At 44.0% G+C, this 23,115-nt stretch carries 22 protein-coding genes and 1 pseudogene; 12 read left to right on the top strand and 11 right to left on the bottom strand.

Annotated features, from left to right (window positions below; translation table 11 throughout):
- The first annotated feature begins 34 nt into the window (after positions 1-34).
- The 4 genes from A3EU_RS35535 (at position 35) to A3EU_RS0114805 (ending at position 4,904) form a co-directional block, all read left to right on the top strand.
- Positions 35-712 (top strand): sensor histidine kinase, encoded by a 678-nt coding sequence (locus A3EU_RS35535; RefSeq protein WP_425412690.1) that lies wholly within the window; start codon positions 35-37, stop codon positions 710-712.
- A 16-nt stretch (positions 713-728) separates the two neighbouring features.
- Positions 729-1,430, top strand: a complete 702-nt coding sequence (locus tag A3EU_RS0114795; protein ID WP_020536961.1) for a response regulator transcription factor — start codon at positions 729-731, stop codon at positions 1,428-1,430.
- A gap of 441 nt (positions 1,431-1,871) precedes the next feature.
- On the top strand, positions 1,872-3,416 hold the full coding sequence (locus tag A3EU_RS0114800) for a SulP family inorganic anion transporter (RefSeq protein WP_020536962.1): 1,545 nt from the start codon (positions 1,872-1,874) through the stop codon (positions 3,414-3,416).
- Between the two features lie 270 nt (positions 3,417-3,686).
- Entirely contained in the window at positions 3,687-4,904 is a 1,218-nt protein-coding gene (locus A3EU_RS0114805; protein ID WP_020536963.1) for an IS4 family transposase, read from the top strand.
- Positions 4,905-4,968: 64 nt separating this feature from the next.
- On the opposite strand, the gene A3EU_RS0114810 is transcribed toward A3EU_RS0114805, so the two are convergent.
- A complete protein-coding gene (locus A3EU_RS0114810; RefSeq protein WP_020536964.1) occupies positions 4,969-5,520 on the bottom strand; it encodes a hypothetical protein in 552 nt (183 codons plus the stop codon).
- 124 nt (positions 5,521-5,644) lie between these two features.
- On the opposite strand from A3EU_RS0114810, the gene A3EU_RS0114815 reads away from it, so the two are divergent.
- From A3EU_RS0114815 to A3EU_RS32870, 5 genes are all read left to right on the top strand, one after another.
- On the top strand, positions 5,645-6,199 hold the full coding sequence (locus tag A3EU_RS0114815) for an RNA polymerase sigma factor (protein ID WP_020536965.1): 555 nt from the start codon (positions 5,645-5,647) through the stop codon (positions 6,197-6,199).
- A gap of 2 nt (positions 6,200-6,201) precedes the next feature.
- Positions 6,202-6,606 (top strand): hypothetical protein, encoded by a 405-nt coding sequence (locus A3EU_RS0114820; RefSeq protein ID WP_020536966.1) that lies wholly within the window; start codon positions 6,202-6,204, stop codon positions 6,604-6,606.
- 16 nt (positions 6,607-6,622) lie between these two features.
- Positions 6,623-7,045, top strand: coding sequence for a hypothetical protein (locus A3EU_RS0114825; protein ID WP_020536967.1), 423 nt, complete (start codon positions 6,623-6,625; stop codon positions 7,043-7,045).
- A gap of 6 nt (positions 7,046-7,051) precedes the next feature.
- Positions 7,052-8,260 (top strand): T9SS type A sorting domain-containing protein, encoded by a 1,209-nt coding sequence (locus tag A3EU_RS0114830; RefSeq protein WP_020536968.1) that lies wholly within the window; start codon positions 7,052-7,054, stop codon positions 8,258-8,260.
- Positions 8,261-8,991: 731 nt separating this feature from the next.
- Positions 8,992-11,451 carry a M12 family metallo-peptidase gene (locus A3EU_RS32870; protein WP_425412691.1) on the top strand — a complete coding sequence of 820 codons (2,460 nt, stop codon included), beginning with the start codon at positions 8,992-8,994 and terminating at the stop codon, positions 11,449-11,451.
- Positions 11,452-11,627: 176 nt separating this feature from the next.
- Here A3EU_RS32870 and speB read toward each other — a convergent pair whose 3' ends face one another.
- A complete protein-coding gene (gene speB / locus A3EU_RS0114850; RefSeq protein WP_044085988.1) occupies positions 11,628-12,437 on the bottom strand; it encodes an agmatinase in 810 nt (269 codons plus the stop codon).
- Between the two features lie 114 nt (positions 12,438-12,551).
- Between speB and A3EU_RS0114855 the strand changes: the two genes are divergently transcribed.
- Entirely contained in the window at positions 12,552-13,709 is a 1,158-nt protein-coding gene (locus A3EU_RS0114855; RefSeq protein WP_020536973.1) for a methionine aminotransferase, read from the top strand.
- A gap of 52 nt (positions 13,710-13,761) precedes the next feature.
- Here the strand turns inward: A3EU_RS0114855 and A3EU_RS35030 are convergent.
- The 3 genes and pseudogenes from A3EU_RS35030 to A3EU_RS0114865 form a co-directional block, all read right to left on the bottom strand.
- Positions 13,762-14,127, bottom strand: a pseudogene (locus A3EU_RS35030) (GxxExxY protein); the annotation flags it as partial.
- A gap of 129 nt (positions 14,128-14,256) precedes the next feature.
- Positions 14,257-15,021 carry an exodeoxyribonuclease III gene (locus A3EU_RS0114860; protein WP_020536974.1) on the bottom strand — a complete coding sequence of 255 codons (765 nt, stop codon included), beginning with the start codon at positions 15,019-15,021 and terminating at the stop codon, positions 14,257-14,259.
- 104 nt (positions 15,022-15,125) lie between these two features.
- Complete coding sequence (locus A3EU_RS0114865; RefSeq protein ID WP_020536975.1) at positions 15,126-16,685, bottom strand: YifB family Mg chelatase-like AAA ATPase; 1,560 nt, start codon at positions 16,683-16,685, stop codon at positions 15,126-15,128.
- Positions 16,686-16,867: 182 nt separating this feature from the next.
- Here A3EU_RS0114865 and A3EU_RS0114870 point away from each other — a divergent pair, with 182 nt between their 5' ends.
- Positions 16,868-17,728, top strand: coding sequence for a site-2 protease family protein (locus A3EU_RS0114870; protein ID WP_020536976.1), 861 nt, complete (start codon positions 16,868-16,870; stop codon positions 17,726-17,728).
- Between the two features lie 5 nt (positions 17,729-17,733).
- Here A3EU_RS0114870 and A3EU_RS0114875 read toward each other — a convergent pair whose 3' ends face one another.
- Entirely contained in the window at positions 17,734-18,351 is a 618-nt protein-coding gene (locus A3EU_RS0114875) for a NifU family protein (protein ID WP_020536977.1), read from the bottom strand.
- Positions 18,352-18,473: 122 nt separating this feature from the next.
- Positions 18,474-19,184, bottom strand: coding sequence for a class I SAM-dependent methyltransferase (locus tag A3EU_RS32875; RefSeq protein WP_052331309.1), 711 nt, complete (start codon positions 19,182-19,184; stop codon positions 18,474-18,476).
- A 311-nt stretch (positions 19,185-19,495) separates the two neighbouring features.
- On the opposite strand from A3EU_RS32875, the gene A3EU_RS0114885 reads away from it, so the two are divergent.
- Positions 19,496-19,810 (top strand): hypothetical protein, encoded by a 315-nt coding sequence (locus A3EU_RS0114885; protein ID WP_020536979.1) that lies wholly within the window; start codon positions 19,496-19,498, stop codon positions 19,808-19,810.
- Positions 19,811-19,817: 7 nt separating this feature from the next.
- Here A3EU_RS0114885 and A3EU_RS0114890 read toward each other — a convergent pair whose 3' ends face one another.
- The 4 genes from A3EU_RS0114890 to A3EU_RS0114905 form a co-directional block, all read right to left on the bottom strand.
- Complete coding sequence (locus A3EU_RS0114890) at positions 19,818-20,378, bottom strand: hypothetical protein (RefSeq protein WP_020536980.1); 561 nt, start codon at positions 20,376-20,378, stop codon at positions 19,818-19,820.
- 191 nt (positions 20,379-20,569) lie between these two features.
- Positions 20,570-20,833, bottom strand: a complete 264-nt coding sequence (locus A3EU_RS0114895; protein WP_020536981.1) for a hypothetical protein — start codon at positions 20,831-20,833, stop codon at positions 20,570-20,572.
- A gap of 288 nt (positions 20,834-21,121) precedes the next feature.
- Positions 21,122-21,712 carry a sigma-70 family RNA polymerase sigma factor gene (locus A3EU_RS0114900; protein WP_020536982.1) on the bottom strand — a complete coding sequence of 197 codons (591 nt, stop codon included), beginning with the start codon at positions 21,710-21,712 and terminating at the stop codon, positions 21,122-21,124.
- A 226-nt stretch (positions 21,713-21,938) separates the two neighbouring features.
- Complete coding sequence (locus tag A3EU_RS0114905; protein ID WP_020536983.1) at positions 21,939-23,042, bottom strand: M42 family metallopeptidase; 1,104 nt, start codon at positions 23,040-23,042, stop codon at positions 21,939-21,941.
- Positions 23,043-23,115: the final 73 nt, after the last annotated feature.

The raw sequence follows: 23,115 nt of genomic DNA on the forward strand, positions 1-23,115 counted from the left end.
CTACGCCACTTATAGGCTACTACGCGAACAAAAAATGAGCAACTTAAATCGGGAGTTTTTCAACCACATGGCCCATGAGTTTCGAACACCGCTTACCAATATCAAACTAGCCAGTAGTTTATTACAGCGCAAGGAATTGGTACCATCCGGCAAACCTCACTTGAACATTATTCAAAGTGAAGCCACTCAACTCATGCAGCAGGTAGAACAGGTGCTCTATCTCGCAAGGCTAGAAAAAAACGACTACCAGCTCAGAAAAAAAACCTGCGACTTGGCGAAAATATTCCAATCAACAATTACAGCTATGGACTTGCAGGTGACCAAACAAAACGCAAACATCCACTTTTCNCCTCCTTCTGACTTCCCTATCATACAGGCCGACTCCCTGCATCTGCAAAACGCGCTGCGAAACATGCTGGATAATGCCCTTAAATATGCCGGAGAAGATGCTGAAATACGTATAGACCTAGAGGAATCCGGCGATCGTATACAGTTTTCCGTCAGCGACAATGGCCCCGGATTATCACCACAGCAGCAAGAACAAATATTCACCCCGTTTTACCGCCAGCAAACATCTCGTAACAATTGCAAAGGCTTTGGCTTGGGCCTCGCCTACGTCAAGCGTATTGTCGACTTACACCAGGGGCAAATCAATGTATCCAGTATTGAAGGGCAGGGTACGCGCTTTGAAATTAACCTCCCTAAATCTTAAAACCCACCCTCACAAAATGGATCAGCATAATATATTATTGGTTGAAGACGATCTTAATCTTGGCTTTTTGTTGATGGAATTTCTTGAATTAGAAGGAATGAAGGTAACCTGGCGTAAAGATGCCCAGTCAGCCATCCAGGAACTACAAAAACAAGATTATGACTTGGGGGTACTGGATATCACTATGCCAGGAATGGACGGATTTAGCCTGGCCAAACATATTCGCAACAAGCATCCGCAGTTTCCTTTTCTCTTTTTAACCGCACGCTTGCTCAAAGAAGACAAACTCAAAGGGTATCAACTTGGCGCAGAAGACTACCTCACCAAGCCTTTTGATGAAGAAGAACTCCTGTGCAAAATCAAAGTAATTCTCCGCCGCCGGGAAGAAGGGGCTCCCATTCAACCAGCAGAACAACAATTCGAAATTGGTCGCTATCTCTTTGATTATTCCCGACAGGAGATAAAGCTAGACACAGAGGTCCGCCGCTTAACAGAAAAAGAAAGCGAGATTCTATTACTCCTCTGCCAGCATCGCAACCGCATTCTCAAGCGAGACCTCGCCGTCAGACGCATCTATGGCAAAGACGATTACTTCCTCGGTCGTAGCTTTGATGTTTTTATTAGCCGCTTACGCAAAATATTAAATAAAGACCCTGATGTTTCTATCGAAAATGTCTTCAAAGTAGGGTTCATCCTCAATGTGCCGGTGCTAAACTAGGGTCAAATTTTATTTTGTGGCTTCGAGTACTTGGGTGTTCTGTCCTCTTGTGGAGGAGGTCTCCGAAGGACGGAAAAGGAAAGCCCATCGCCGCCAGAGGCCTGCATCCGGTGCAGCGAACCATCGCTCCTATTTTTCCCCGAGCTGTCCCACTGCACTTCACACAAATCGGAACCACGAGAGCCCCCAACGGCATCAGCGTTAGCCGCACTACGCGCGAGCTTTAGCGGACACCGACGCGAGGAACGAGCACTACCACAAGCGCAGCACAAAGTACAAACCGGCATTCCTTCTTGTTTCATAGAAAAGCGTACCTTTGCGCCTTCTTTTCACGAGGCTAGCAAAATCTAGTCCCTGTGCCCTCAAAACCACCACATTAATTTTCCTTTTCCACGTTATCCATATAATGGATATTGGTGGTACACGAATTGATAAGACAAAATGAAAAAGTATTTCAATCTGTTCGACCTCTCTCAAGATGTTAATTATAAGCTGGAGTTTCTCTCTGGTCTTACCGTAGCAATGGCTTTGATCCCTGAGGCTGTAGCTTTTGCTTTAATTGCCGGGTTATCTCCGCTGACAGGGCTTTACGCGGCCTTCGTCATGGGTTTTGTCACTTCCATTTTAGGTGGTCGCCCAGGTATGATTTCCGGTGCTACCGGAGCAGTTGCTGTAGTAATCGCCGCCCTGGCCTACTCCCACGGCGTAGAGTATGTTTTTGCGACCGTTGTCTTAGCCGGTATCCTCCAAGCCACGGCAGGCTTCTTACGACTGGGTAAGCTGATGCGCCTGGTGCCCCATCCCGTCATCTTTGGTTTCGTCAACGGTTTGGCCATCATCATCTTCATGTCGCAACTCGATCAATTCAAGGACGCCAGCGGTGCTTGGCTTACAGGGCCTACCCTTTATTGGTTTACTGGCTTAGTATTGCTAACCATGTTGATCATTTGGGGCTTACCCAAATTAAGCAAAGCCGTTCCTTCTTCTTTGGTAGCCATCCTCACCATCTTCGGATTGGTCGTAGTCTTCGGTGTCGATACCAAAACAGTAGGAGACATGGCCTCAATAAAGGGTGGCTTCCCTCCCTTCCATATCCCAGATGTTCCTTTAAATATGGAAACCTTGGCCATCATTTTCCCTTACGCCTCCATCGTGGCCGGAGTTGGACTCATTGAAAGTCTTCTTACGCTCAACATCATTGATGAGATCACCGAAACCCGTGGCCGTGGTAATAAAGAAGCCGTAGCCCAAGGGGTTGCCAATATTCTATCGGGCGTCTTCTCCGGCATGGGTGGATGTGCAATGATTGGCCAAAGTTTGATCAATATTTCTGCTGGCGCTCGGGCCAGAATGTCTGGTATCGTCGCTTCTGTGATGCTCCTTATCTTCATCATGTTTGGTGCCAACCTTATCGAACAACTTCCATTAGCTGCCTTAACCGGCCTAATGATCATGGTGGCCATCGGCACTTTCGAGTGGGCAAGCCTCAAGACCTTCACCAAGATGCCTCCTTCTGATATTTTTGTGATGGTTCTCGTCACCCTTGTTACGGCGGTACTCCACAATTTAGCTTTAGCTGTGTTAATTGGGGTAATCATTGCAGCGCTGGTCTTTGCCTGGGACAACGCCAAGCGTATTCGTGCCCGCAAGTACCTCGACGAAAATGGCGTAAAGCATTACGAAATTTACGGCCCGCTTTTCTTTGGCTCCGTAACCGTATTCAACGATAAATTCGATGTACTGAATGATCCAGAAGAAATCATCATTGACTTCGCCGAAAGCCGGGTCGTAGACATGTCAGCAATCGAAGCCTTGAACAAACTCACAGAGCGTTACCATAAAGTAGGCAAAAGAGTTCACCTCAAAGACCTCAGCCAAGACTGTCGCCGCCTATTGGGCAATGCCGACGAGATCATCGATGTCAACGTTTTGGAAAAATCTGCCAAAGAACTTCCTCCCCGACCAGATGGTTTGGGAATGGTCTAGTCCCATTCAAAAAGCCCCTCAGTCATATTGATTGAGGGGCTTTTTAGCTACCTGAAACACCGCCGGACTAGAAATTCCGGAAATACAAAATAATGGGCCATGCCTTCTCCCGTCCCGACTTTTCTAGTCGGGACGGGATCGGCACCGGGCCATCCGTTCTCACCTTCGGTACCACTGCTNTCCCTTGTCCTTGGTTGCTCCGCACCCCGAGCTTCAGGCTACGCCCACTAGTGTCTAAAACATGAGAAAAAGAAAAATTATCTTTATTTGATGAAGAAGAAAATGGCATTGAGCGAATTATTAAATCTGGTTCCAGAAGAGCTCCTAGATAAGATCGGTGAAGAAACTAGGGTTGATTATCAAGTTAAAAAGTTGACAGGTAAAGTGATTTTCAAACTATTTCTTTACGGATTATCAAGTCAAAAAGAGTTATCATGGCGGGTACTAGAAACAATTTTCAGTCATTACAAATTTCTGAATTTTGCTCAATTGCCAGCTGGTAAACGTGTCGATCATAGTTCTTTGGCAACACGAATTTCCAATATTAATGTAGATTATTTCAAGCAGATTCATGAGGCATTAAACAAAGAGCTACTTGATCGTTTTGAGGTAAAAAAGGTCGGAGGATATAAAATAGTTCGCTTTGATTCTACTTTAGTCTCAATAGCAGGAACCCTTCTGAAAAAAATCGAAGGACTAGAACTTGGTGTAAATAAATCTTATCAAAAAGAAGGTGATCCGGTCAATATAAAATTCACCATTGGGTTCGATGGCTTAAGTCCCGTTTCAGCTGATTTTTTTAGCGAACAGACCTACGTATCAGAGGAAGTTGCCTTGAAAGAAGTTATTGAAAAACATAGCTTTAGACCTAATGAAATAGCCGTTTTTGATCGTGGCTTAAACAAGCGAGATACATTAGATGATTTTTCTAACAATGGTTTGATGTTTGTTACTCGAATGAGGACACAAAACAAGAAAGTAAAAAATGACTTTGTTAGAAATATCACCAGTATTGATATTCACAACCCTGTAGAAACAGAAAATTTATGGATTGAAAAAGATGAAGAAGTATTCTTGTTTAATAAAAAAGGAAAGAAATCTGGGCATACCTATCGACTCATACAAGCTAGAAGAAAAGATTCTAATGAGCTTCTTTTTTTTCTGACAAATGAAATGGATTTGACGGTACAGGAGATACTCCTAATCTATAAATATAGATGGGACATCGAAGTTTTCTTCAAATTCTTAAAACAAGAGTTTGGTTTCAAACATCTTCTGTCTCGGAACGAGAATGGGATTAAAGTTGTCCTTTATATGACCTTAATTACCTTCACTTTGATTTTTTTGTATTATAAACTTAATCAAGTAGAAAGTTTCAAAATCGCTAAAATGGAATTTGTCCATGAACTTGATTTTGAAGTAATGAAAATCATCGTTACTATTTGTAAGGGGGACCCTAACTTACTTCATTTACTAAAGCCATTCTAAGGTTTTAGACACTAGTGGGCTACGCCTTGCGCACTAATGCTAACTTGTTCGGCGTAGGTTGCACCTACGTCGCTATCTTCTCCGCCTCCTCCTGATGCTCTCGATCAATATTCAAGCCTGTACTCTCTTCCAAAAACTGGTGAAGCGTAACCATCTGGTCATGCCCTGCCTTTTGTCCAAAGAAAGCCACCAAATAAAGAGATAAAAAAGCAACAACAAGTAAAGGAACCAGCCAAAGAATAGCGCCCGACTTCTCCAACGAAAGGTTCGCCATGCCGATAATGCCAATTACTAAAATGGCGAAACCAAGGAGTGCGTAGAAAAAAACAAACATGGTCCACACTGCAGGTCTAGGGCCATACAGTCCACGCAACAATGTTCCTTCTGCCGTCTCATCCATCGTTATGGATAGTTGAGGCGACCAATAGTGCTGCTCTACGACAGGAAGGTAAAGCGTAATGTATCCAGGATTGACACGCCCGGTACAAGGTGCACTCTCTTCATCGAGCGCTTTACTGATCTTATCTTCAACTTGTCTAAAATCATCCTCAGTGACAACCTGAAAGCGAGGCCTCACCCGGTAGGGAGGCAGGTGATCTTCGATAGGTTTTTCCATCCAGCGGTGGTTTGCAAGAATCGTTAGCTTGTGACAATTTACTATTTTTCCCAAATAATAATTAGCACAAGGAAAAAAAAGATACCTACTCCGGTCTAAGTTCCGAAACCGCAACCCAATAGATTTGACCGCAACACTGCACGATGATTTACTATTAGCTAAAGCTCGCAAGGGAGATACCCGAGCGTTTGGTTTGCTTGTGGAACGCCATGAAGCAACAGTACGAGGGATCATCGGAGGTATGTTGGGACCAGAAGAAGTGGACGATATAGCACAAGAGGTATTCTTGAAATTTTTTCGGGCACTGAATAACTTTCAGGGCGACTCCCAGCTGGGTACTTACCTCGGGCGCATCGCTATCAACACGTCGCTGACCGCCATTGCTAAGCGTAAAAAACGTCGTTGGTTACCATGGTCTAAACTAGAGGAATATAACGCCGCGGAACAGGCTGACAACTCCCAATCTCCGGAAAGAGCAGATTTAAGAGACACGCTACAAATGGCAATTACGAAATTGCCCAAAGATCAAAGAGCAGTCGTCGTCTTGAGATTAGTAGAAGGATATTCTGTTTCCGAAACAGCAAAGATGCTCGGCTTACCTATGGGTACCGTAGCCTCGCGATTATCGAGAGCGCAACAGGCGCTTCAACAAATTTTGAAACCAATTTTAAACCAATAATTATGTCATCCCGTCCACCTGAACACGCCGAGCTATCAGAGTTGCTCCGCCAATCATTGGATCGTAAGCTTTCTGAGGCAGAAAACTTACGTTTAGCGAAAGCTATGGAAGCAAACGATTGGCTAAGGAAAGAACTCGTCACGCTACAAACGCTAAGGAATGTATTAACACAATTGCATCCTGCTCCAAACCCCGTGTTTACCGCCAATGTTTTGCAAAGCTTGCGGGAAGAACAACAGTTTTTGAGGCCGCTTATCGTACAGTGGCGTTCCGTGGCAGCCGCAGCGTGTATAGCTTTGCTACTAGGGCTTGGCCTTATCTACAACTCTAGCGGAAACCTGGAGTCGGAAGCTATCCTTGGGCTGGAACAAATGGAATTGGATGACGTTTACGCTTTTGATGAATAAATATTAAAATAAACCTATGCAAAAATTTAAAGTCATACTAGTCGTATTAGGTCTTCTTCTCATAGGTTTTGTAGGAGGATTTCTGACAAACCGATATTTGGTTAAAGAGAAAGTTCGGCATTTTCGACAATTAGAGCGCGGCCAAAATTTTGGCGACCTCTTTTTAGAAAAAATTACTGCGACGGAAGAGCAACAATTGGAATTGCGACCATTGCTGAAATCATACGGTGAGCGTTTCCATGAATTGAATAAACAACACCAAGTAGAGCGGATTTCTCTTACGGATTCTCTTTTTACAACCATGGAACCCATCCTCACAGAACAACAACAAGAACTCAGCCAGAAGTGGCGCCGTTTTCTGGAGCGAGGCCCTGAAAAATCCAAGCGACGGAAGAAAAAACCGGATCAATCAAAAAACCAAGGAACAATACAAAAATAATTAAAAATGAAGAATCGAATCATTTTATTGCTACTGGTAGCCGTTACTACCGCAGGCAGTTTGTTAGCTCAACGTGGACACAGGATGCCTGCGAGGGAACTCTCTGAAGAGATGAAAACCGAACTAGGAATAAGCTCGGAGCAAGCTGCTTCTTTAGACAAGCTTCATCAAGAGACCAAGGAGGCCATGGCTGCATTGCATGAACGCACCGACCTCGACCGCGAAGGCAAACGTGATGCTGCCCGTACTATTCATCAGTCAACCAAAGATCGCGTCAGCGAAATCCTTACCGCCGATCAACTCGCTAGCCTTAAAGAGCTTCGTGCCACGGCAAAAGCCGAACGTCGTGAACTGATGGAGTCCGTAGATCGCAAAGCAATGCGTGAGGAAATTCAGGAATATAGAAAAACAGAAATTGCACCAGTAATGCGCGCCCAACGCCTAAAACTGGAAGAAGACCTCAGCCAGGATAACAAAGCTAGCCTCACAGAAATAAGAGCGACGCTGAAAACAGCGAGAGACGCAGCTAAGGCCCAGCATCGCGAGCATAAAGCGACACAACGCCAGGAAGGAAAGGAAAGAGATGGCCACCGCCATGCAAAACGCGGTCACCAACGACCACATCGTGGCCAGAAACTACACCGACTAGAGGAGAATCATCCTTCGGAATTTGCTGCATTGGTTGCAATGGTAGAAGAGTACGACACAGAGATTACCAACTTACTAGAGGAAGTCAAGCCGCAACAAGAAGAATGGAAAGCAGCGCAGAAAGCAATCAAGGAACGCTACATTCCTGCTGATTTGCGCCGCGAACATCCTTCCCGTCCTCATCACAAGCAAATAGATGGAGAACGTGCAGAACGTGCTGCATTAGCACACAAGATTCGCTTTTTGCTTAAAGATCCTAACAAAGAAGAAGAGCAGACTACTACTGATGCTCCAACACTTGAACGGATTGCCGCAAGTACGTATCCTAACCCCACGACCAATACCACAATTCTAACCTTCGAGCTACCAGAAGCAGCTGCCATGCAAATTGATTTGCGTGACGCAGATGGTAATTTAGTAAGAAACGTTGCGCGTAAGCAATTCAATGCTGGACAAAATAAACTCCCTGTTGATTTAGCAGATTTGCAAAACGGCACCTATTACTTTACCTTAAACAGCCGTAGTTTGAAGATCGCACAATCGGTCAAACTACTTATTGTAAAATAAGCGCCAGGCACTTGTCTTAAAATAAAAGTGCTTTTTGAATATCCCGAACCATGGCCAAAACTATGGTTCGGGATACTTATTTCAACCATATTCCTATTGTCTTACAAACTAAAAAAGCAGCCCTGGCATTTCCTCAAAACACCTTTATTATGGCAAAATGAAAAAAAAGTAGTGCAAATTGTCACCGTTTCCTGCAATTATGACCCCGTACAATAAACGGGGCCGTTGCAAGCTAGGCTTCTGGAAATTTTTAGCTGATCTTCACGTTTATAATTTTGACTTTAAAACGGGAGAACTGACGAGGCTCGCCTCTGTTATTTCCCCTCCATGAAATTCACCTCTTTAAAAGGTGACCCTTTACAAACCTATCCTTTGAACATGTCTTTTTTATTCAGCAAGTAATCCCGCTTGTTGGATACCTCAGTTGATTCGCGTACACCACCAAGTTTGGCCTGGCGGCCACTAAGTTGCATTTGCAATTAATGGCCACCTCTTTGCCTATCCGTCTGGCGCCGGAAGGATGAGCAACGCTTTGTAAGAAACTGATTGTCAGGACACAAACCAGACAATCGGCTCACTTACAACCAACCCTCTTGTAAACTAATTTTCAGGATCAACGTCCTGTACTGGATAGGCCGTACGCTACTTTTAGCATAGTACTTAGGGGATACTAAGGTCGTACAGACAGGGGTTGATTTGGACCCAAAAACAAACAAATCACGATGAAAGTGATGCAACTATTGTGCCTATTTATCATAGTCACACAAGCTAATCTATTTGCCCAAAACAACAATTCTAACCTTGCACCCGCTACCCGGGTTCAAGCATTGCAAACGGTTTTTACTACTCAAGAAACAACACCATTATTTGCTACAGAAAAGAACAGAACAAGTGATATTCAGGAAGTAGAGAAATTTCACATTTTACAGCTGGATGAAGAGCGTAGTTCCGCTCTCCACCATGAAGCACCAACGACATTGAGCCTGGAACTCCCCGTTGAAGGAGAAGACCAGATCATATTACAACTAGTAAAAATAGACCGCGCTATCCCAATAGTCATTGAAAGCGCGACCCATGCCCCGGTTGCCTTCAAATCGGCTGTTCATTACCAGGGAATTGTTGCGGGTGACCCCAATTCTATCGTTGCGTTCAGCGTACTTGAAGGCGAGGTAATTGGCCTCGTCAGCAGTGCTACAATTGGAGGCAACTGGGTACTTGGCCGACAACCGGCTGTACNAGGCGTTGATAGATCACTAACCAATGATTACGTTTTTTATCAGGACCGTGAAATTTTTCAAGAACAGACTTTTTCTTGTGCTACACCAGATTCCGGCGAAGGATATCTACGGGAAGAGTTGGCCGAACTGGTTGACAACAGCCGGGACTTAAGCGATTGTGTCCAGATTTATTTCGAGGTCAACTACGATATTTATCAAGACAAAGGAAGTGTTCAAGCGACAGTACAGTACGTTGAAGCACTCTTTAATCAAGTAGCAACCTTGTACGCTAACGAGCAGATCAACATGAGCATCTCAGAGGTATTGGTATGGAATACCCCCAGCCCATATAGCTCTACCAGTAGTGGTCAGATGCTTACTGATTTTCAAAATCAACGTACCAGCTTCAATGGCGACTTGGCACAATTATTATCCTATCAAGCAAGTGGTGGCATTGCCGTTGTGAATGGCCTTTGCCATCCATATACGATTGCCAAAATGAGCTACGCTGGGATTGGGAGTACCTTTAATCAGGTGCCTACTTATTCTTGGTCAGTAATGGTAGTAGCTCACGAACTGGGCCACTTACTTGGGTCTCAGCACACACACGCTTGTGTATGGAACGGCAACAGCACTGCTATTGATGGTTGCCCTGGTTATACAGAAGGAGGATGTTCCAGTCCTGGTTTACCATCAGGTGGCGGTACCATTATGTCTTACTGTCACTTATCACAAGTAGGCATCAACCTGAGCCGTGGTTTTGGCACTCAACCAGGTAACTTGATCCGCAACCGAGTGGCCGCAGCTACTTGTTTGTCGGCTTGCTCTACTTCTGGTGGTGGCGGTACTGGTGGCGGAGGCAACCCTCCAGTAACGGGTTGCGAACAGGAGCAACTTTTCCTACGCCTACAACTGGACACCTACAGCCCGGAAACAACTTGGACACTGACAAATCCCCAGGGAGCAGTAGTCGCCCAAGGCGGGCCTTATCCCAAAACAGTAGCCAATCAGTTATTGATCGATACATTGTGTCTGCCAGCAGCATGCTACACTTTCCAGATCAACGATGCTTATAACGATGGCATTTGCTGTACCTACGGTGACGGAAGCTACACCCTTCTTGATGGTGCACAGCAATTGATTGCACAGGGAGGTGAATTTCCGGGTATAGAAAGCGTTAGTTTCTGTCTACCCTTTGAGGAAGAACAAGGCGAAGACTGTCAATCCATCAACTTCAATGATTATACGATTGACTCTTATGGTGTAAATCAAGACATTGGGCAATATTCCATTCTTGATGATGGGCAAACGCTATACATGGCCAACAATGCTTGGAAGTCTATTGCGATGGATTATGAAGTTACCAGAAACACCGTGATTGCTTTCGATTTCAAATCCACTCGCCAGGGAGAAATTCACGGTATCGGTTTTGACAACAACGAAAGTATTTCCTATGGCTATACCTTCAAGGTACACGGTACCCAAACTTGGGGCATAACTAACTATGACAACTACGCCGGAGTCGATTGGCAATCTTACACGATCCCAGTAGGTGAATTCTATGTAGGCTTGGCTGATCGACTCTTTTTCAGCACCGATCATGACGGTGGTAGCCGAGATGGTAATTCCTGGTTCCGCAACGTACGAATCTACGAAGGCACTGATTGCCAAACCGGAGGAATACAAAACCCAGAATCTGCCAACTTGATTGATATCAATGAACGAACTATCCAGGTTGCTCCTAATCCGGTGATTAATGATCAGTTTCAGCTACAACTGGATCAGGTTGGTACTGGCGATGCAAGCTGGCAAATTCTATCCATGACAGGACAGGTAATGCAAGAAAAACAGCTGGAGCTAACATCTTCTCATTACCAGGAAAACATCGCAATTGGTACGCTAGCTAGAGGTACCTACCTACTACGTTGGCGTGATCAGCAAGGAGAACAGACTGTCCGCTTTGCGGTACAATAAGCCTTAGTAGAGATATTACACTTGGTAAAACGACCAAGTCCTAGCGATAAAACACAATGAGGTCTTAGCAGCAAATTGATACCAAATAGGCTTGCCTCATTTCAAGATGTATGCATAATACGCGAATCTATTTGGAAGGCTCTGCTTTGGCAGAGCCTTCGCTTTTTAAAGCTTTTTTACGAATTCTCTAGCATCAATTCCAATATTTCTTTCGCCAGTTTAGCCGCTAAGGCAGCCGTAATCCCTACCGGATCACGATGAGGATTGTATTCTACTATGTCAGCGCCAACAATGGGCACATTGATACTATGCAATAAATCAAGGACCTCACGAACATTCAGCCCACCAGGCTCATGATGAGAAACGCCTGGTGCAAAAGCAGGATCAATACCGTCCATATCCAGGCTTATGTAAAGTGGGCGGTTAAAATGTAGGTCTTTTATTTTTTCAGCGAAGTGCCTCATCTCGATCTGCTCAACCCCAAATTTATCTGCTTGCTGCCGTTGATGTGGATTCAACGTCCTGATACCTACTTGAACCAAGCGATCACAGAGGCCTTCTTCCATAATTCGAGCAAATGGACAAGCATGTGAATGAGGGTTCCCCATAAAATTATCATACAAATCGCCATGCGCATCAATTTGTAAAATTGCAAAATCAGGATAAAATTCCCGATGGGCTCTCATCAAAGGGTAACTGATAGAATGATCGCCTCCTAGTGTGAGCAAACGTTTGCCTTGCTGAATTCTTTGCTGTGCTATTTTTTGAATACCCAGGTAATCAGAATAACTCAAAGGCCCATCATTGGAAAAACGCTTGTCTTCAAGAGGATTAAAACCACGTTCCGTCCAGTAATTGCTGGAATCACTGTACAAACACTCCAATATTCGGGAAGGAGCCAATGCTGGCCCCGTCATAAAACTGGAATGCGCATCAAAAGCGACGCTTCCTAAAGAAACCGATTCCGGAAAATTCATTGAACTCATAGTAGCGGTATTAAGATTTATAGGCTGTTAAATATAAGCGATGGCGAGCACTTATTTTTTATCTTGTCGAAAGTAGAAATTAGAGCTTGTCCCTCAACTTATCAATTCCACTTTATGCCCACCACTAACTTTGCATCCAAATTACCGAATACCGGCACCAGTATCTTTTCAGTAATGTCGGCACTGGCCCGAGAACACAAGGCCATTAATCTATCACAGGGTTTCCCGAATTACGACCCACCCGCTGAATTACGCAGGTTGGTGAATTCACACTTGGAAAGTGGCCATAACCAGTATGCCCCAATGCCCGGATTGCCGGAATTGAGAAAAGTAATAACAGACAAGCATAAACGAAGTTCAGGTAATGATATCAATCCTGAAACAGAAATAACCATTACCTCTGGCGCTACCCAAGCCATTTTTTGTGCAATTACAACGGTAGTACGCCCAGGAGATGAAGTCATTCTTATCGAGCCTGCTTACGATAGTTACCGCCCTGTTGTAGAATTATCTGGCGGAAAGGTAGTTGCTTACCAATTAACGTATCCTGACTATCAGATAGACTGGGAGGCTTTTGCAAAACTCTTGACAGACCGTACCCGGCTCATCATTCTCAATACGCCGCATAACCCTACGGGCACCATTTGGCAAAAAAAAGACTGGGAACAACTAGAGCAATTAGTAGCAGGCACGGATATTTTCGTACTCAGTGACGAAGTGTATGAGCAACTGGTGTATGATGGACAACGACATTATAGCCTACTCGACTTCCCTGCTTTATTCGAACGAGGATTTGCCACCTATTCTTTTGGAAAAACCTTCCACTCTACAGGGTGGAAAGTAGGCTACTGTTTAGCCCCGGATTACCTGATGAAAGAATTCCGGAAAATCCATCAATTCAATGTTTTCTCTGTAAATACCCCCGTCCAATACGCGCTGGCTGATTACCTAAAAGACCCTGACACTTACGGTAATCTGAGTTCTTTCTACCAACAAAAACGAGACTTCTTACTCCAGCGTTTGGAGGGTTTGCCTCTACAGCCTCTACCTTGTGCAGGTACCTATTTTCAGCTTTTTGATTATAGACAAATATCCGATGCTCCAGACCTCGAGTTTGCCAGCTGGCTCACCACCGAAATTGGTGTAGCTGTCATCCCTGTTTCTGCTTTCCGCTCTGTCGAAAGTGACGAAAGGGTGGTACGAATATGCTTCGCCAAAACGGAAGAAGTACTATCGGCAGCAGCAGAGGTACTGAGGGAGCGATTATCCTAGTCTGGACTAGGATTCTCAGGATTTCAGGATTATTGGATTTTTTATTTTCGGGGTGATTCAAATTATACACCCTCTTATATTGAAGACTTCTGCTTCCAAAATTGATCAGTAAACCAACGGGTAAATTATAAGCTTCACAGTAATTCATTGCTTGAGACAGGTGAGCATCCTCCAAATTGATGACGGCCTTCAATTCCAACATAACTCTATCCTCAACGAAAAAGTCAACCCTTCGTGTTCCTATTTGAATGTCATCATAAAATATACTCATCTCCATTTCACGAGCAAAATTCAAGTTCTGCTTCCCCATTTCAATCGCTAGTGCCCGCTGATAAATAACCTCCTGAAAACCACTCCCGAGTGCAGCATGTACTTTCATAGCACAGCCAATAATCTTATACGTCAAATCGTCATTAATTTCCTTTTTCACTCGTCCTGTTTTAATAATCCTAAAATCCCTAAATCCAAAAAAACCTAGTCTGGACTAATGAAAATCATCCCACCGCAGCACTTCGTACCCTTATTTTTCTTCTAAAATATTCCTAGATCACAAATCAATTTCTAAAAACACAGGACAATGATCACTGTGTACGACATCTGACAGGTGGTGTGCTACCTTTATTTTATCAGCAAGGTTATCAGAGACAGATTGGTAATCAATTCGCCAACCTTTATTATTAGCACGCGCATTCGCTCGGTAACTCCACCAACTGTATTCTACATCTTCTGGATGTAGAGAACGAAAAGCGTCTGTAAATCCATTTTCAAACCATGCAGAGAGCCAAGCCCGTTCGTCGGGTAAAAAGCCCGACGATTTCTTATTACTAACAGGGTTGTGAATATCGATTGGATGGTTGGCTATATTATAATCGCCAACAATTATTAATTGGGGACGCTCCTTGCGAAGTTCTTCCACCCAGGTTTGAAAATCTGCCAGGAATTCCATTTTGAAATCCTGACGGACATCACCGGTAGTTCCCGAAGGGAAATAGCAATTAAGCAAGGTCCAGTCTCCAAAATCTGTCCGTATTATACGCCCTTCTCTGTCGTATTTCTCCAACCCACAACCTTCTACCACAAGCGTGGGCTTTTCTTTACTTAGGGTAACGACACCGCTATAGCCTTTTTTCTCCGCAGAGTGCCAGTGATGATGATAACCAAGCGCTTCAAATTCGCTCATATCTACCTGATCCGGCCAAGCCTTGGACTCTTGCAGACAGACGATATCAAAATTATTTGTAGACAGCCACTCAGCGAGGCCTTTCCGTGCAGCAGCACGAATTCCGTTGACGTTGTAGGAGATGATTTGCATTCGGCTAAGATACGATAAGTTGTTTTTAAAAAGCTTGTCTTTTGCCCAGGTAGCAAACCATTCATACCAACAAACAAACAAAACATCGAACCAATAAACACTTATCACTCCATCCACCCTTCTCGGTCTAAACTCCGAAAATGAATGGCCTCCGCCAGGTGTTCAATTTTTATTTCTGCACTGCCACCAAGATCTGCGATTGTTCGGGCAACTTTTAGTATCCGATCATAAGCTCGCGCTGATAGCTGTAGACGCTCCATGGCTTTTTTAATTAAAAGCGTGCCCGGCTGATTAATTTGGCAAACCTCCCTTACCATCCTGCTAGGCATGTGCGCGTTAGAATGAATTTTGGGCAATTCTGCATAGCGTTCTGTCTGCACTTTCCTAGCCAAAATGACACGCTCACGAATGTCTTTGCTTTTCACACTAGGCCGCTCATTGCTGGAAAGTTCATCATAAGATACAGGCGTAACTTCTACATGAAGATCTATTCTATCCAGCAAAGGCCCGCTGATTTTATTGAGATAACGCTGCACAACAGCTGGCCCACAAACACACTCTTTTTCCGGATGATTAAAGTAGCCACAAGGACAAGGGTTCATCGAAGCTACAAGCATAAAACTGGCAGGGTAATCCACCGTTACCCGAGCTCGCGAGATGGTCACGCGGCGTTCTTCCATCGGTTGCCGCATCACTTCGAGGACGGTTCGTTTAAATTCGGGGAGCTCATCAAGAAAAAGTACGCCGTTATGAGCTAAACTAATCTCTCCCGGACTAGGATTAGAACCGCCACCTACCAAGGCGACATCACTGATCGTATGGTGTGGCGAACGAAAAGGTCGTTGGGTCACCAGTGCCGAACCCGCCGGAAGAACACCCGCAACAGAATGAATTTTAGTGGTCTCCAAAGCTTCTCTCAAATCCAATGGAGGAAGGATAGTAGGCAAACGCCGCGCAAGCATGGTTTTACCCGCACCAGGAGGGCCAATTAGTATGACATTGTGGCCTCCAGCTGCAGAAATTTCCAGCGCACGTTTAATGTTTTCTTGCCCTTTTACATCAGAGAAGTCTACATCGTAGTTGCCTTCATTGGCCGCGAATTCATCGCGTGTTTCCACGAAAGTGGCCGTCAGTTCAAGGGTGCCATCCAAAAAGGCCGCGGCTTCGGCCAGGTTATTGACGCCGTAGACTTTTATCCCATCCACAATAGCAGCTTCCCGGGCATTGGCCTTGGGCAAGATGAGGCCTTTGAATTTCTCCTTACGTGCCTGAATAGCCATTGGCAATACGCCTTTGATCGGACGTAAACTTCCATCAAGCGAGAGCTCACCCATGATGACATACTTGTCCAGGTCATCAGCTAAAATTTGCCGTGAACCAGCCAAATAAGCCAAAGCGATAGGAAGATCATAAGCGGCCCCTTCTTTGCGGATATCCGCAGGAGCGAGGTTGACAATGGTGCGCAGGCGAATCACCTCATAGCCACTGTTCTTCAAAGCGGGTTCCATCCGCATCATGCCTTCTCGCACAGCGTTGTCTGGTAAGCCTACTAAATGGTAAAATTGTTTGCCATCAAAAGCAGCATTGCCGCCTGTATTTACTTCAACGGTAATCGTACGTGCATCAACGCCTTCGACGGCGCTGGCAAAAGTTTTAACCAACATACTTGGTAGTAATTAAGTCTGAGAGCAAGGTCGGATAAATTCCTGAAAGAAAGAGTGATAACCGCTGATTGAGGGAAGACCTTACTCGAAATAACCGCTGATAAATAACAATTCCTATGATTAGACGAATATAATACAATTAGTAATATTTTCTTTATTTTTAAATCAAAATAGTCGCTCTAATGAAAAACAATAAACGCCTTAAGAGCTTTATCGAGCTCACTATTCTAGTATTACTCGTATTTCTTTCTGTCTATTTTATTGAAAAAATCCCTGCTTTTGATTTTCCAAAACCAGCATCTACTTCAGCGAAAATAGTAACATTCACCGGTATCTTTATTATGGCCCTCCTGATGCTAGGACTCCATGAATTGGGTCATCTACTTACAGGGTTGACACAAGGATTTAGATTTGCAATATTTGTTGTTGGCCCTTTAGGGGTAAAGCAAGAAGATGAAAAAATAAAATGGTACCTCAACACCAATCTTGGCCACTATGGAGGGATAGCTGCCACAACACCTGTCAATAATGCCCCCGGCAATGCTGAGAAATTTGCCCGCGTTATCATTGCAGGGCCGCTAACTTCCTTATTCGGAGGAATCATCCTACTTTATCTTTCTACCCTTTTAGGGACACCTTGGAATACCATTGTTTTCTCGGGTGGCCTAGTTTCCTTAGCGCTATTTTTGGCGACTACCGTGCCCAGTAAAACAGGGGCGTTTTTCACCGACCGTAAACGCTATCAACGCCTGACACGCCCCGGCAAAGCCCAACAGGTGGAGTTGGCTACGCTAAGAATTATGGGGCAATATGCTCAAGATAATTCTTACCAGAATGTCGACCCCGCAGACATCAACATCCTCCTCGAAGATGAGGAGCCTTTTATGCGGTATTTTGGTTGGTTTAACAAACTGTATCAACAGTTGGAACAAGACATAGAACCTTCCGCCGAAGACTGGGACAGCTTTCGAAGAACCGGAGAATTACTGTCTAAATCAATGGTGACAGCAATGGAAAAAGAATTGGAAAAAGCCAGAAAGTAACGCTTCTAGCCCATTTCTGACACCACCTCTTTTACCTGAGGCAACATCCGCTTTAGCATTCCTTCAATACCAGACTTGAGGGTAACCGTAGAGCTTGGGCAGCCACTACAAGAGCCTTGCAAAATTACCGTTACTATACCTTCTTTGAAGTGCTTAAACTCGATATTACCACCATCCATTTCTACAGCTGGTTTTACGTAAGTATCAATGAGTTCTTTAATTTTAGCTACAATCTCAGCGTCATCTTCGCTGTAATCATAACTCGCACCACGCTCGGCTTCGATAGCATCCATTGCTTCCGTAAATCCGTCTTTGATGATCAACTTATCCTCCTGGACATACGCCTTGATAAACTCTTTGAGTTTAAGCATAATATCCTCCCAAGCATAATTGAATTCCTTGGTTACGGTAACGAAATTATTAGAAATATAAACCCCCTTTACATAAGGAAGGTCAAACAAAGCAGTCCCAAGGGGAGACCATTCGCGAGCTAGATCTTCTTCCCGAAAATCGGCTGTCCCCCGGTACAACATCCGGTTGGTTACAAACTTTAATGACTCAGGATTCGGAGTCTGCTCTGTATACAAAAGCACCGGACTTTTAACAGCGGTGGTATTTTCCATGGTTACTCTGCTTTACAATAATAATACAAAGGTAACAACTGATCTGCGATTCGGTTGGCTTTAAGCTGAGTTTATTTAGACTTATTCTAAGTTTGTTTCCCGGTCATTCTTTCTAAAGCAAGCTAGAGGTCTGCAACCAAAATGTACTGATAGTTCAATTCTGTATCTATGGCCTGAATATTTTTGTATCCAGCTTGATAAAGCAAATCTTCTACCACATAAAGAGGAGCACGATGTTCATAAGGCCGAGGCCCAATTGGTGTTCGCTTACGCTTGAAATCTACAATCACCAGGCGGCCACCTTCTTTGATCTTTGGCTTTAACTTTTGTAAATANTCCAGCTTGTTTTTTATATACATAAACGTGTTTACAATCAAAACAGCATCTACCTCTTGCGTATACAAATTCGGTGAATCAGGTGGCGTTAGCCGGGTTTCCAGGCGGGCTCTTTCTGTCTCGGACAATTCAATCATGCTGGTACTATCTACATAGTTCAGGAATGTTTGATCAATATCCAATGCAACAACCTTTTCGGCAAGTGGGGTAATACGTTTCGCAAAAAAACCATTTCCTGTACCAATATCTGCGACTACTTTATTAGAGAGGTCACCTTTGCCTAATAAGCCTATAATAAGGTTAGGGCGCTGCCAATCCAGGCGATTTGTGTTTTCGTAACTTGCCGTAAACCCATCTAAATCAAAAGTATCCGTTGCCCGAGGAGGGTGCTCCTCTGTTGCCGTGGTCGTGATTTCATTAGTAGCAGGGGTGTCTGTGTCACACGCAGAGGCGAAGATGGTTAGACCAACCAGCAAGAGTAAGCGTAGAAAATGCATAAGCAGGTAGATAATTTGTGTAAAAATAGATCGCCGCGCGTAGCTCAACAAGTTTTTTTACTTTTCTTAACGTATGGACAAAGTCCTTTGTGAAGATTAATTAGAAAGAGTATCCTTAGGAATGTAAATTTATTACTGAACTACTCCTTATCGTCTTCTAAAGTAAGAAATCCAAAGGGAAGTTTTACTGGCTTCCTTTTATTTTATTTATCAATCAAGTACCTTGTTGGTTTTTTAGTGCTTTCACTGAAAGGGCAACAGTAAGATCATTTTCCTAACTAACGGCCTTTTAAAACTCAAACACGATTATTATGATTGTAATTATCGCAATAATTATAGCCTTTGTGAACAAAGCAGGAGAACTAGGTCTCAATAAATTTCTCTGGGGAACTATTGGCTTTGCTGCTTATTTCCTTACGCAATTTGTAGCAGGTATCGTTATGGCAATAGCCTTTGATATGATGGGCCAACGTATTGAAGACTTGTCTGAATTAACCCTCAATCTCATTGGCATAGTTGTCGGTGCTATCTGTGCTTACCTTGCCTATCAGCAAATGCCCAAATACGCCCAAAAGGACCATCAGACGCTAGAGGACGATCTATTAGATGAAGATATGTTCCGGTAAAGAAGACTTACTTCGGTAATTTCCGAGGTCTAAACCTCATCAAATTTGCTCGCTCAGGCAAGGTCACAGGGGGATCATCAAAGAGCAAAAAGGCATAGCACAAGCCTAAATCTTCGCGATAAAAGGCAAGCATCTGACAATTTTCGGAAGCACTAAAAATCTGCTTAGGCTTAAAAAAATAAATTTGCACCCAATCTGCATGATAAACGGTATCCATTACAGCTAGATCCACCTCATGTGAAACGAGGTAGCTATCTTCTGCGTTGCTAGCAAGATGCATAGCCATACGAGAAGCACTCAAATGAGGAATCAAAGCCTGATCGCTATCAGGTTCAACGGCAACAAAAAGATATCGAATCTCCAACTTCTCTTTCCTGAAATTCACAGCAAAATCATACTCCTGAAAAACCACGGAAGGGTTTCTTAGCACTTTGTATGATTCTTCTGGTGGAAACCAATCGAGTCCTTGCTGCGCTATTTGTAATTGATATTCAAGCGGAAGCTGCTCCTGCCCCTTTGTAGAAGTGACAAAAAAAAGAAAAAGGATAAGCGGAGTAAAGTAATACACGTCAAAAATATAATCCTCTGACAGTTTTCGGATTGTTCTTTAGAAACAACCCAAAAACTGTCAGAGGAGGAATGATATAGCTATTGACTGGCCAACTACTCGTCAACCAAGAACCAGTAGCTAATGGACAATATAGTCCCTGCTATCACCGGGCTGGCAATAGTTTGACAATAAAAAACAAAAATTAATGACTAGAGCGAGTTCTCTGGGGCATCAATAATTTTGATGCGGTCTTTAATCGACTGAATGAACTCGGAGGAGGGTTTAATATTAGGAAGGCTACGTTTTAAAAACTGCTTAAAGGCTAACTGACTATCTAACTGTTCTTCTATACTGGGTTTCGCTTCACCAACGGTATTGTAGGGTTGGGTTTCACTGACGCTACCGGGGCCATCATCTAGCAAATTTCGATTGCCGAACTTGCTCATCAGTTCTTGAAAATTCTGATCTCTCATGGCTGTAAAATTTCTTTGCCAATGCCGTTGAATCCCTAAAAAACAACAGGGCCATGATCGATCATTATCAGACACAAAAAACGCTGTAGCCCAACTGGATGGTTGGACGACAGCGTAAATTGAATTTTGCGTTGAGAACGAATTCGTTAGCATGATCTTTGTTGTTTCCCCGACGAAGAACGCTTCCTTTTTACCTGCAAGGGTAATCATTTTGGAAGTTGACAATAGAAAAAGCGGGTAAAAGGAAAACGTTCTTCTTAGGTAAGGCTCAACCTGCACTAGGCAAGGTTATGAATCTTGGTTACGATTATTAGTAAAGCCGTTTTCAGCGGCATAATCCTGCAAATCTTTAGCCAGCAAGTTTCGAGCCCGAAACAGTCGTGAACGAACTGTTCCGATAGGAACTTCGAGAATTTCTGCGATCTCTTCGTACTTGAAGTCCTGCAGATCACTCAACACAATCACTGTACGAAAATCTTCAGATAATCGATACATTGCTGCGGAGAGTTCATCGCCTACCATATCCAGGAGGCTCTCGTCATTCCAATCCATCAAGGAAGGTATGCTCTGCGTATCCGTATCTGGGATAATTGCAGCCACATCTTCGTAATCCACCATGCTTGGGCGCCGCGACTTTTTGCGGTAGCCGTTGATGAAATGATTACGCATGATTTTAAATAACCATGCCTTGGCGTTGGTACCTTGCCGGTACTGATCGATGGCTTTGATGGCTCGCTCGATCGTATCCTGCACAAGATCCTCTGCTGCCGCCTCATCGTATGTGAGGTGGAAGGCAAATCCGTACAAGGCGCCGAGCTCTGGAAGAAACTCGCGCTCAAAGACCCTTTGTCTTACGTCGTTGTTAGCCATCAGAACCATAAAAATAGATTTTTAAAGTTACGTGTGCAACACGTTCCTGCCGGGGCTTTCCCGTGCGTACACGACAAGACTAACCGAAGTGGGCCGGCTTTTAGTTCCCATGTTTTTATTTTTTTATTCAAAAAAATAAAAACATCTCTACAACCAGCTAACTATCAATAACTTGTGTGCAGATATTTTTTTTAGAAAATATTAACACTAAAGAAACTTAGTGCACCCTAACATTTTAAAAGAAGGAATCCTCTTCTTGCTTAGAGGTCGTACTCCCATCATCATCGGTATTAGAAAAGTCCCAATTGTACTGATCAAGACGGCTAATTGCGAGGGTAAGTAATTCAGTACAATGCTTAATATCCTCTTTGTGGGCCATTTCAATGGTCTGGTGCATATTGCGCAGCGGAATGGAGATGGCTCCGGCAATTGCACCTTTTTTGCCATAGCGCTGGACACCCGCAGTATCAGTTCCACCCGCAGGAAGGAGTTCTACCTGCCAAGGAATATTATTTTGCGTCGCAGTCTTCTTGAGGTAATTGACCATCCTATAATCACTGATAACCGTACCGTCAAGTACTTTGATGGCTGCCCCTTTACCTAACTGGGTGACTTTTTCGTGCCCCTGTGCCCCCGGTACATCGAAAGCAATCGTTACATCCAGACCAAAACCAAAATCAGGATCAATCAGGTGAGCTGCCGAAATAGCGCCACGCAACCCTACTTCTTCCTGCACGGTGAAGACACCATATATATCATAAGGTACCTTCTGGTCTTTGAGTGCTCGAAGTGCTTCCAACAAAATGAAAACAGAAACCCGATTGTCTATAGATTTGCTGTTAACACAATCACCCATTTCTATCAGTGTACGCTCACGAGTTACAGGGTCACCAAGTCTGACAAGTTTGTGCACTTCTTCCTTGCTCATCCCAAGGTCGATGAAATATTCCTGCAATGGAACTTGCTTGGTGCGCTCTTCTGGTTTCATCAAGTGAATAGGCTTAGATCCCATCACACCAATGACATCTTTGCGGCCATGAACAATCACACGCTGCGAGGTTAATGTTTTGGGATCAAACCCTCCTAATGGTAGGAAACGAAGGAAACCTTCTTCGTCGATATGATTAACAATAAAGCCAATTTCATCCATGTGAGCAGCAATCATTACCTTTTTACGGGATTGCCCACGCTTAACAGCAATAACATTGCCCATATTATCTACCGAAACCTCATCTACCAGATCGGTTACTTCCCTCAGTACGAGTTCGCGAATACGTTGTTCAAAACCCGGTGCTCCAGGGGCCTGACAGATAGATTTGAGTAGTTGGATATTAATCATAGCATGTGTAGTTATTGGCCGATCGGCGAAGTTAGCGTTAAATTTTGAATGTGTTCATATTTGGCTTACAGGA

The sequence above is a fragment of the Lewinella cohaerens DSM 23179 genome (assembly GCF_000379805.1).
Taxonomy (GTDB): domain Bacteria; phylum Bacteroidota; class Bacteroidia; order Chitinophagales; family Saprospiraceae; genus Lewinella; species Lewinella cohaerens.

Excerpts from the sequence above, each read along its gene's own strand:
- A3EU_RS0114795 (WP_020536961.1), top strand. The coding sequence starts at position 729 with ATGGATCAGCATAATATATTATTGGTTGAAGACGATCTTAATCTTGGC.
- A3EU_RS0114800 (WP_020536962.1), top strand. The coding sequence starts at position 1,872 with ATGAAAAAGTATTTCAATCTGTTCGACCTCTCTCAAGATGTTAATTAT.
- A3EU_RS0114805 (WP_020536963.1), top strand. The coding sequence starts at position 3,687 with ATGAAGAAGAAAATGGCATTGAGCGAATTATTAAATCTGGTTCCAGAA.
- A3EU_RS0114810 (WP_020536964.1), bottom strand. The coding sequence starts at position 5,520 with ATGGAAAAACCTATCGAAGATCACCTGCCTCCCTACCGGGTGAGGCCT.
- A3EU_RS0114820 (WP_020536966.1), top strand. The coding sequence starts at position 6,202 with ATGTCATCCCGTCCACCTGAACACGCCGAGCTATCAGAGTTGCTCCGC.
- A3EU_RS0114825 (WP_020536967.1), top strand. The coding sequence starts at position 6,623 with ATGCAAAAATTTAAAGTCATACTAGTCGTATTAGGTCTTCTTCTCATA.
- A3EU_RS0114830 (WP_020536968.1), top strand. The coding sequence starts at position 7,052 with ATGAAGAATCGAATCATTTTATTGCTACTGGTAGCCGTTACTACCGCA.
- speB (WP_044085988.1), bottom strand. The coding sequence starts at position 12,437 with ATGAGTTCAATGAATTTTCCGGAATCGGTTTCTTTAGGAAGCGTCGCT.
- A3EU_RS0114855 (WP_020536973.1), top strand. The coding sequence starts at position 12,552 with ATGCCCACCACTAACTTTGCATCCAAATTACCGAATACCGGCACCAGT.
- A3EU_RS0114860 (WP_020536974.1), bottom strand. The coding sequence starts at position 15,021 with ATGCAAATCATCTCCTACAACGTCAACGGAATTCGTGCTGCTGCACGG.
- A3EU_RS0114865 (WP_020536975.1), bottom strand. The coding sequence starts at position 16,685 with ATGTTGGTTAAAACTTTTGCCAGCGCCGTCGAAGGCGTTGATGCACGT.
- A3EU_RS0114870 (WP_020536976.1), top strand. The coding sequence starts at position 16,868 with ATGAAAAACAATAAACGCCTTAAGAGCTTTATCGAGCTCACTATTCTA.
- A3EU_RS0114875 (WP_020536977.1), bottom strand. The coding sequence starts at position 18,351 with ATGGAAAATACCACCGCTGTTAAAAGTCCGGTGCTTTTGTATACAGAG.
- A3EU_RS0114885 (WP_020536979.1), top strand. The coding sequence starts at position 19,496 with ATGATTGTAATTATCGCAATAATTATAGCCTTTGTGAACAAAGCAGGA.
- A3EU_RS0114895 (WP_020536981.1), bottom strand. The coding sequence starts at position 20,833 with ATGAGAGATCAGAATTTTCAAGAACTGATGAGCAAGTTCGGCAATCGA.
- A3EU_RS0114900 (WP_020536982.1), bottom strand. The coding sequence starts at position 21,712 with ATGGTTCTGATGGCTAACAACGACGTAAGACAAAGGGTCTTTGAGCGC.
- A3EU_RS0114905 (WP_020536983.1), bottom strand. The coding sequence starts at position 23,042 with ATGATTAATATCCAACTACTCAAATCTATCTGTCAGGCCCCTGGAGCA.